Source organism: Dialister sp., from assembly GCF_051885895.1.
Classification (GTDB): Bacteria; Bacillota; Negativicutes; order Veillonellales; family Dialisteraceae; genus Dialister.
This window is the reverse complement of sequence record NZ_JBJEXP010000110.1, coordinates 11,481-20,016: the sequence shown is the minus strand read 5'-3', so window position 1 is coordinate 20,016 and position 8,536 is coordinate 11,481. Positions and strand designations below refer to the sequence as shown.

Annotated in this window: 2 protein-coding genes; both read left to right on the top strand. The window is 52.3% G+C overall.

The genetic code is table 11. From position 1 onward, the window contains the following. Window positions 1-64 precede the first annotated feature (64 nt). Window positions 65-3,421, top strand: coding sequence for an EAL domain-containing protein (locus tag ACI4N7_RS09360; protein ID WP_439733095.1), 3,357 nt, complete (start codon window positions 65-67; stop codon window positions 3,419-3,421). A 335-nt stretch (window positions 3,422-3,756) separates the two neighbouring features. Beyond that, complete coding sequence (locus ACI4N7_RS09355) at window positions 3,757-8,427, top strand: EAL domain-containing protein (protein WP_439733094.1); 4,671 nt, start codon at window positions 3,757-3,759, stop codon at window positions 8,425-8,427. Window positions 8,428-8,536 lie beyond the last annotated feature (109 nt).

Sequence of the window (8,536 nt, the reverse complement as noted above, 5' to 3'; positions counted from 1 at the left end):
CTGAACTGCGCCTGCATAGAAGCCTGCAGGGCAGGCAGCTGCCTGGAAAAAAGGGGATGAAGTGATGAAGGAAGCTCGTGGCTTCAGTGATTATCTGGACGAATTTCCAGGCGGCGTATGCCTGGTTTCGGCAGATAAAGAGGAAAAAGTCCTCGCGGTGAATCAGGAGCTTATTCGTATGTACCGCTGTAATTCGGAGAAGGAGTTCTGCGGACTCACAGGACGTTTTTTTAGAAATATGGCGGTGAAGGAGGATGATTTGTCCCTGCAACGGATTTCCCGGCAGTGGATCCGGCGGGGAGAGAGCGGAAGCCTGGAATTCCGCATGCGCTGCTATGACGGCAGTATCTGCGGAGCGGAGGGCATAGCGGCCCTTCGGGAGGATGCGGTCTTCGGTCCCGTATGGGTGGTGAGTCTGGTGGCCGGAGCTGTCGGCCTGATGCAGCATGGGGAGAGCGGACTCCTGGATCGGATTTCCTTTTACCGGGTATCGGAAGAACTGGTGCGGGAGGACGTCAGGAAGGGACTGCTGGGGCAGCGGGTGCCTCTTTATGTGAATCTGACCAATTTCAAATCCTACAACTCCAAGCATGGCATCAAGGCAGGAGATGAGCTGATTCTGGAAATGACAGGTATCCTGCGGGAGGCATTCCCGGAAACGCCCATGTCCCGGCTGGCGGCGGATCATTTCATCCTGCTGCCGAAGAAGGCGGATTTCTTTTCCCATATGGATAAAGCGGCAGATGCCATCAGGGAGCGGATCGGGGATCCGGCGGTACAGTTTAAAGCAGGGGCTGCAGTGTATGGAGAAGGCTATATACCGGCTGAGAAAATGAGTCCCGAAAATCTGCGGGAACCGTTTGACTATGCCAAGATGGCGGCAGACTCCATCAAGGGCGACAGCAACAAAGCCTGGGCGGTGTACCGGGAGTCCATGGGCCAGAGCCTGGCAGATGAAGCCTATGTGCTGCGGGAGTTTGACCGGGCGCTGAAGCGGGGCTATATTCATGTATTCTACCAGCCGGTAGTGCGGACGCTTACAGGAAAAATCTGCAGCATGGAGGCGCTGGCCCGGTGGGAGGACCCGGAGCGGGGTATGATTATGCCTTCCGCGTTTATTCCTGTGCTGGAACGGCAGCGGCTGGTATATCGACTGGATGCCTATGTGATTGAGCGGACGGCCCGGCTGTATAGAAAGCTGAAGAAAAAGAAGGAAATCCTTATTCCCGTATCGGTAAACCTGTCCCGGGTGGATTTTGACGTGATGGATCCCTTTGCTTTTGTCGAATCCGTAGTGGCCAGGTATCAGCTTTCCCGCCAGCTGTTCCGCATCGAGGTGACGGAGTCGGCTCTTACCACGGACGGGGACAAGCTGAAGGCGGAGCTCCAGCGGTTTCAGAATGCTGGCTATCAGTGCTGGCTGGATGATTTCGGCAGCGGCCAGTCTTCTTTGAATGTGCTGAAGGATTTCCCTCTTGATGAACTGAAAATCGACATGGCATTCCTGCGCCATTTCAATGAAAAAAGCTGTGAAATCCTGGAATCCATTGTCTTTATGGCCAAAAAGCTGTCCATCCATACTCTGGCAGAGGGGGTGGAGACCAAAGAGCAGGCGGAAATTCTCCGCCGCATGGGCTGTGAGAAGATTCAGGGCTGGTATTATGGAAAGCCCCTGCCCTATGAAGATATGATGGAAAAGAGCAGAGCCGGCGGTCTGCTGCCGGAAATGCCGCTGGAGGAATTGGTCATGGAGAAGGCAGGACTGGTGAATGTCATGGAGGACCGTCCGGTGGCTCTCTTTATGGATGACGGAGAGAATTTCACCATTCTTCAGGAAAATGCATCTTTCCGCAGGGAAGTCCATTCCGTAGTAAAGGAGCCAAAAATTCTGAACGAAGGAAATGTGATTTCCCACCATGTTTCCGCTTATGAGAATCTGCGGCCCCTGTTGGAAAGCAGCCTGTCCGACCGGAAAGAGAAGTCCATGATTTACGTGAAAAACGGCCAGCTCATCCGCGGTACCATGAAAATTCTGGCAGGAAGCGGCGGCCTGTATACCGGAAGGGCCGGCTTCTACAATATGACTGTGCAGGAAAAGACAAGCCGCATTCACGACCTGGATGCCATGTACCGCAGTCTGGCCAAAACCTACGACAGCATTTACTGCTACCGTCAGGAAAAACGAATGCTGGAAGTAGTAACTACCAGTATGAGCTCCATGGAACCGGGCCGTTTCCTTACCCTGAAAGAAAGCCTCCGCATTCTGGATCGGATACATCCCGATGACAGGAAGGATTTTCTGGCCTTCATCCGGACAAAGAACCTGGACAGGGAAATCAGCCTGTCTCCACAGTCCATGGCCGCCGGTGTTTTCCGCATCATAGGAAATGACGGGGGCTACCGCTGGAAAGAGGTAGATGCCCTGTTCCGCAATCGGCAGGAAACGGGAGATGTGATTTATGGCATCAAAGATGCCACCATGGAACAGGTGGCACCGGTATTCCGTAAAAAGCTTCTTTCCTGGTATGCCGATTCCCACAGCACCCTGCAGCATAAGATAAAGGACTGGCAGATGAAGGGGGAGCTGCTGGAAGCCCTGAAGCAGTCGGCGGATTTCAAATTTTTCTGGAAAGACAGGAACCGCCGCTTCCTGGGAGCCAGCCGGGCTTTCCTTTCCTATTATGGCCTGGCAGGCGAGTCGGATATTCTGGGGAAAACGGATGAAGATATCGGCTGGCACGTGGACAACAGTGATTTCCGGCGGGAAGAAAAAAACGTGCTGGAAAAAGGAAGGATTTCCCGCAATGTTCTGGGGCGCTGCATTATCCATGGGAAAATCCACCTCATCCGGGCCACAAAAATCCCCTACTACGAGGGCAACTGCATTGCAGGCCTTCTGGGATGGTTTGTGGATCTGGAGGCGGACAAAACGGAACTGGAACGGAACAGTCTGGCCAGTATCACAGATCCGGAGACAGGCTTCCTGAATCTGAAAGGGCTGGCTATTTCCGGAAAGCAGTATGAAGATGCCTACTATGACCATGGGGAAGATTTTGAAGGCATACTTCTGGATATTCCGGAAATTGAAACCTTCGGGAAAGTGTACGGCCCTGCCTGCAGAAAAGATCTGCTGGCACAGGTCAGCGAAGAAATCAGGGAAGCCTTTCCGCAGAAGGAAGTCCTTGGCAGGGTGAGCCTGACCTCCTTCCTGGTGCTGATGAAAGCAGAAGACAGGAAGGAAACAGGAAAACGGATGGATGCCCTGGCAAACGTTCTCCATAAAACCCATTCCGCCCGCGGCTGCAGCTGTACTCCCTACCTTACCTACACCTCTGCCTACGGGAGCGAAACGGGAAGCATAGATGAAATGCTTCTGCTGCTCTCAAAGGAAATCCGACTCGAAAAGGAACCCTGGGGATGATGGACAATTAAAGGGAAATCAATAGAAGAGGCGCTCTTCTGAAGGGCGCCATTTTTGTATATAGAAAAAGGAAAGAGCCAAGTTCTTTCTGCGGGAGAAAGGAATGCTCTTCCTGCCTCGGCCCGGAAGGCAGCGGGCAGTGAGCCGTCAATATTTACATAGTGTGCTTTACCATTTTTGGGACTTGCGAATCTTTTGAATCTTAAGCTTATGTACTTTAATTTTTAATTTACAGTCGCCTCAAAAAATTATACAATAAAATAAATTAGTAGGTGAAAGGCTGATTCTCAGCCTTTTTTCCTTAAAATTTTTTAGGGCAGGTGGGATAGTTGGTTATGGAAGATAAGGAACAGGAAAGACGTGAGTCTTTTGATGATTTCCCCAACGGGGTATGCATGATTTCCATGGACGGCGCAGAGCGCATTCTTTACGCCAACCGGGAAATGGCCCGCATGTATCATGCAGAGGGAGAATCATCATTCTGTCAGGCATTCCATTCATTCCGGGGCATGGTGCATCCGGATGACTATACTCCCCTTTCCGTTCTTTACGAGCAGAAAGAAGGGCACGGCTATCGGTATTTCAATTTCCGCATGAAGACGGAGGAGGGACATTTCCGCCGTCTGGAGGGCGTTCTGGGCATCTATGAGGACAGGGGCTTCGGAAAGGTATGGCTTTTAAGTCTTATCAACAGCCATCTGAAGGATGAGGTCATGGAGCAGGATGACCTGACGGGACTGATGGGACGCCATGCCTTTTATCAGGAGGCCATGAAGGCGGCTTCTTCAGATAAGGCAGAAAAAAGCTTCGGCAGCCAGGTGCCGCTGTATGTGAATCTTACCAATTTCAAGATGTACAATTCCCGCCTGGGAATTCGTGCGGGAGATGCCCTGCTGCGCAAGGTGGCAGAGCTTTTGAAGAAGTATTTTTCTCAGGCGCTTATGGCGCATCTGTCTGCAGATAATTTTGTGCTTCTGGCGCCCCGGGAGAATCTGGAATCATCCCTCCAGAAGCTGGCGGCGGATGTGCGGGACTATGCCGGTGACCGTTCTCTGGCAGTGAAGGTGGGCATGGTATTTTTCCGGGATGAGGGCGATCAGACGCTCAGCCAGGTACGGAATGCATTTGACCTGGCCAAAATCGCATCAGACTCTATCAAAAGGGATGCCAGCCGGGTGTATGCAGCCTATGATGAGGCCATGGGAAAAGAGCTGGAGGACAGGACCTATGTGCTTCGCCACTTTGATGAAGCTCTGCAGAAGGGGCTCATCGAGGTGTATTATCAGCCGGTGGTGCGCGCTCTTACAGGAAAGGTTTGCAGTGTAGAAGCCCTGGCCCGGTGGAATGATCCGGAAAAGGGCACTCTGCTTCCGAGTCTCTTTATCCCTGTGCTGGAAGAGGCACGGCTGATTCCCCGGCTGGATTCCTATATCATCGAGGAGACAGCCCGGCTGTATGTAAAGCTGAAGAAAACGGGCCGTCCTATCCTTCCGGTATCAGTGAATCTGTCCCGGGTGGATTTTGACGTGATGGAGCCTTTCCGTTACGTGGAGCATGTTGTAGAGAAATATGAGCTGCCCAGAAGCTATTTCCGTATAGAAGTGACGGAGTCGGCTCTGACATTGGATACAGGCAGGCTGAAAAGAGAAATCGGACGGTTCCGGGATGCAGGCTATGAATGCTGGCTGGACGATTTCGGCAGCGGCTACTCCTCCCTCAATGTGCTGCAGAATTTCCACTTTGACGAGCTGAAGATGGATATGGCCTTCCAGCAGAAAGAAAACGAGCAGAGCCGCAAAATTATCCGCTCTATTCTCCTTATGGCAAAGACGCTGGGAGTTCATACCCTGGCGGAAGGCGTGGAGACGAAGGAACAGGTGGATTTCCTTCGAAATGCAGGCTGCGAAAAGATTCAGGGCTTTTATTACAGCCGTCCTCTGCCCTATGAAAAACTCTGCCTTCTGATGAAGGAGAAAAATCTGCTGCCGGAAACGGCAAGGGAAGAAGCGGTGATGGAACAGGCGGGTCTGCTGAACGTGATGACCGGCATGCCGCTTTCCATTTTCCTGGACGACGGCAGGAAAATCACCGTGCTCATGGAGAACAGGACTTTCCGGGAAACAATGAAAGTGCCGATGCCGGAAAGACAGTCTCCGGTTGGGCGGTCTCTGGAATCTTCTGATTCGCCGGATCTTCTTAAATTCCGTGCTCTGGTGGATCGGGCTGTTGCATCGGGGAAGGATGAGTCCATGGTCTACGTGGATCATGGACAGTATATGAAGTGCCGTGTGCGGATCCTGGCAGGGCTCAAGGGACTCTATGCAGGGGTATGCGAAGTTTACGATATGTCCACAGATGATGGAGTGGAAGACAGCAGTGACGGGCTGGATGGCATGTTCCGCAATATGACTCTTCTGTATGACAGCATTTACCTTTACCATGCCCACAGTGACAGGGTGGAAATCATTGGAACAAAGCGTTCCTTCCTGCATCCCGGAAATACCATGACCTGGGAGGAATGGCTTTCCCTGCGGAAATATATTCATCAGGAAGACCGTGGACGGTTTCTGAACTTCATGGATCGAAGCCGTCTGTACAAGACCATGAAGCAGTCGGGGCAGTCTTCCGCCACCGATATTTTCCGTATCCGCAAAAGCGACGGCAGCTACGGCTGGCAGGAAGTGAATACCCTGTCTCCGGAAGAAAAGGGGGATATTCTTATCTGCTTTAAGGAAGCACCGCTTGAAAAAACAGCCCATCCAAAGGAAACAGCAGCCCTTCTGGCTTCTTCCTGCGGCCTTTCCCTGAACGGGGAAGAAAAGGAGCTGGTCATGAAGGGCCGTGTGCTGGAGGCCATGGAGAAATCGGAAGATATCAAATTCTTCTGGAAAGATGAAAAACGCCGTTTCCTGGGAGCCAGCCGGGCTTTCCTTTCCTGTTACGATATAAGGGAAGAAGGAGATCTTGTCGGAAAAACCGATGAAGACATGGGCTGGCATGTGAATAATGAACCCTTCAGGGATACGGAAGAAAAGATTCTGCAGGAAGGATTTATTTCCAGAAAAGAAAAGGGAGAGTGCATTATCCGGGGACGCATTCACCGCATTGAGGCCAGCAAGCGGCCTGTGTACGACGGCAACCGCATCTGCGGACTGGTAGGATATTTTGCAGACAGGGAAGATGATTCCACAGAAAAGCTGGATGAAAAGCTGGGTATCACGGACCGGGAAACGGGGCTTCTGGGCTACCGGGGCATGCTGATGAACGGTCTTTCCTACTATGATAATTACAGGATGCACGGAGAAGATTATATCGGCATAGCCCTTCATATTCCCGCCTTTGAGGAAAACGTCCGGCTTTACGGCGCATCCTTCCAAAAGGAGCTTTTAGACCGTCTCATTTCCATTATCCTCACTTTCTGCCCCTATAAGGAAACGCTGGCCTACCTGGGCAGCGGACGTTTCCTGATACTGATCAAATATGCGGCCTCTTACCGTGTGCGGAGCCGCCTGCTGGATATGTCCAATGCCATTCATCGGATTCATGAAATACAGGGCCGTCCGGTGACACTGTACCTGCAGTACGCCATGGCCTACGGGTCTGAGGCAGGAAGCCCGGATGCCTTCTTCCATATGCTTTCCTCCCGGCTGGAGGAAGCGGAAAAAGAACGGTACGGGGAGTCAGCCTATGCCGGCGACCGGATTACTTTTGACCGGGAAACTTTTGATACCTCCGATGAAGGGGTGATCATTACCGATTTCAATAGCTATGATCTTCTCTATGTCAATCAAAAGACTCTGGAAGACCTGGGCCTTCCTGCGGATTTTGACTATACGGGACAGAAATGCTACCGGTTTCTCTGCGGGAATGAAGAGCCCTGCGAGGAATGTCCCCGGAGCCTGCTCCGCCGCGATCGTTTCTTCACCGTCCTTTCCCATAACAAAAAAATTGGACGGAATTTCCTCATCCACCATACCCTGGTACCCTTTGAAGGAAGACGATGCCACTTTGAAGCGGCAGCGGACATGGGACAGTTTACCCGTCAGGATAGAAAGAGCAGTGAACTCCTCTTCAAGGAAGCGGCAGTGAATGACGCCATCGAACTGGGAATGCGGGAGCCCAATCCGTCGGACGGCATCCAGCGCATGCTGGCCAGGATAGGGCAGATTCTGGAGTCGGAAAAGGCCTGCATCTTTGAGGAAATGCCTGACGGCACCGTAAGGAACACCTATGAATGGTGCCGGCAGGGGACGGCCTCCACCAAAGCGCTGCTGCAGAAAATGCCGAGGGATGATGTGCAGTGCATTTATGACCATTTCGGCCCCGACCAGATAGCCATTGTGGAGGATGTATCCTCTTTCATGAAAAAATATGGCTCCCGTTCCTGCTATATGCCGGGCCTCAGGAGCTTTATTTCCGGCCATTTGATCATTGCGGGAAAATCCATGGGCTATACGGAAATTGTGAATCCTTCTCCCCAAATACTGAAGGAAGCCAGCCCTCTTCTGGCCACCCTCACTCGGTTCCTTGCCATCATGATGCGAAACAGGGACACGGTGAAACGGCTGAATGACTGGAGTTACCGGGATCAGCTCACCGGCGTGAAAAACCGCAGGGCTTTTCTGAACTTTGCCCATACTCTGCCGGAAAACACTACCTGGGCCTTCCTTTTCGGCGACATGAACGGTCTGAAAATCATTAATGACTGCCAGGGCCATGAAGCCGGCGACCATGCCCTGAGCAGCGCCGCCGGCCGCATGGCCGCTCTGGCAGGCAGGGATCATGTCTTCCGGGTAGGCGGAGATGAATTCATCCTGGCCCTGGAGGAAGGAAATCCGGAAATTGTGAATGCCATGGCCCGGCAGCTGAAACAGGGATTCCAAAGCGACGGCATCAGCATGGCCCTGGGATATGCCATCCGCACGGCACCGATCAGGGATATTGATGCCCTCATTACAGAAGCGGACCGGAATATGTACATGGATAAAAAACATCCGAGAAAGTAGGGAGACAGCAGGGCGGCAGAAGGCAAATTGTTTTGCTGTTGACACACCACTTTTTTCGGAGAGAAAGTTTACGAAGCGGGCAGGGGGCTGGCCGGCAGGTATTTACTGA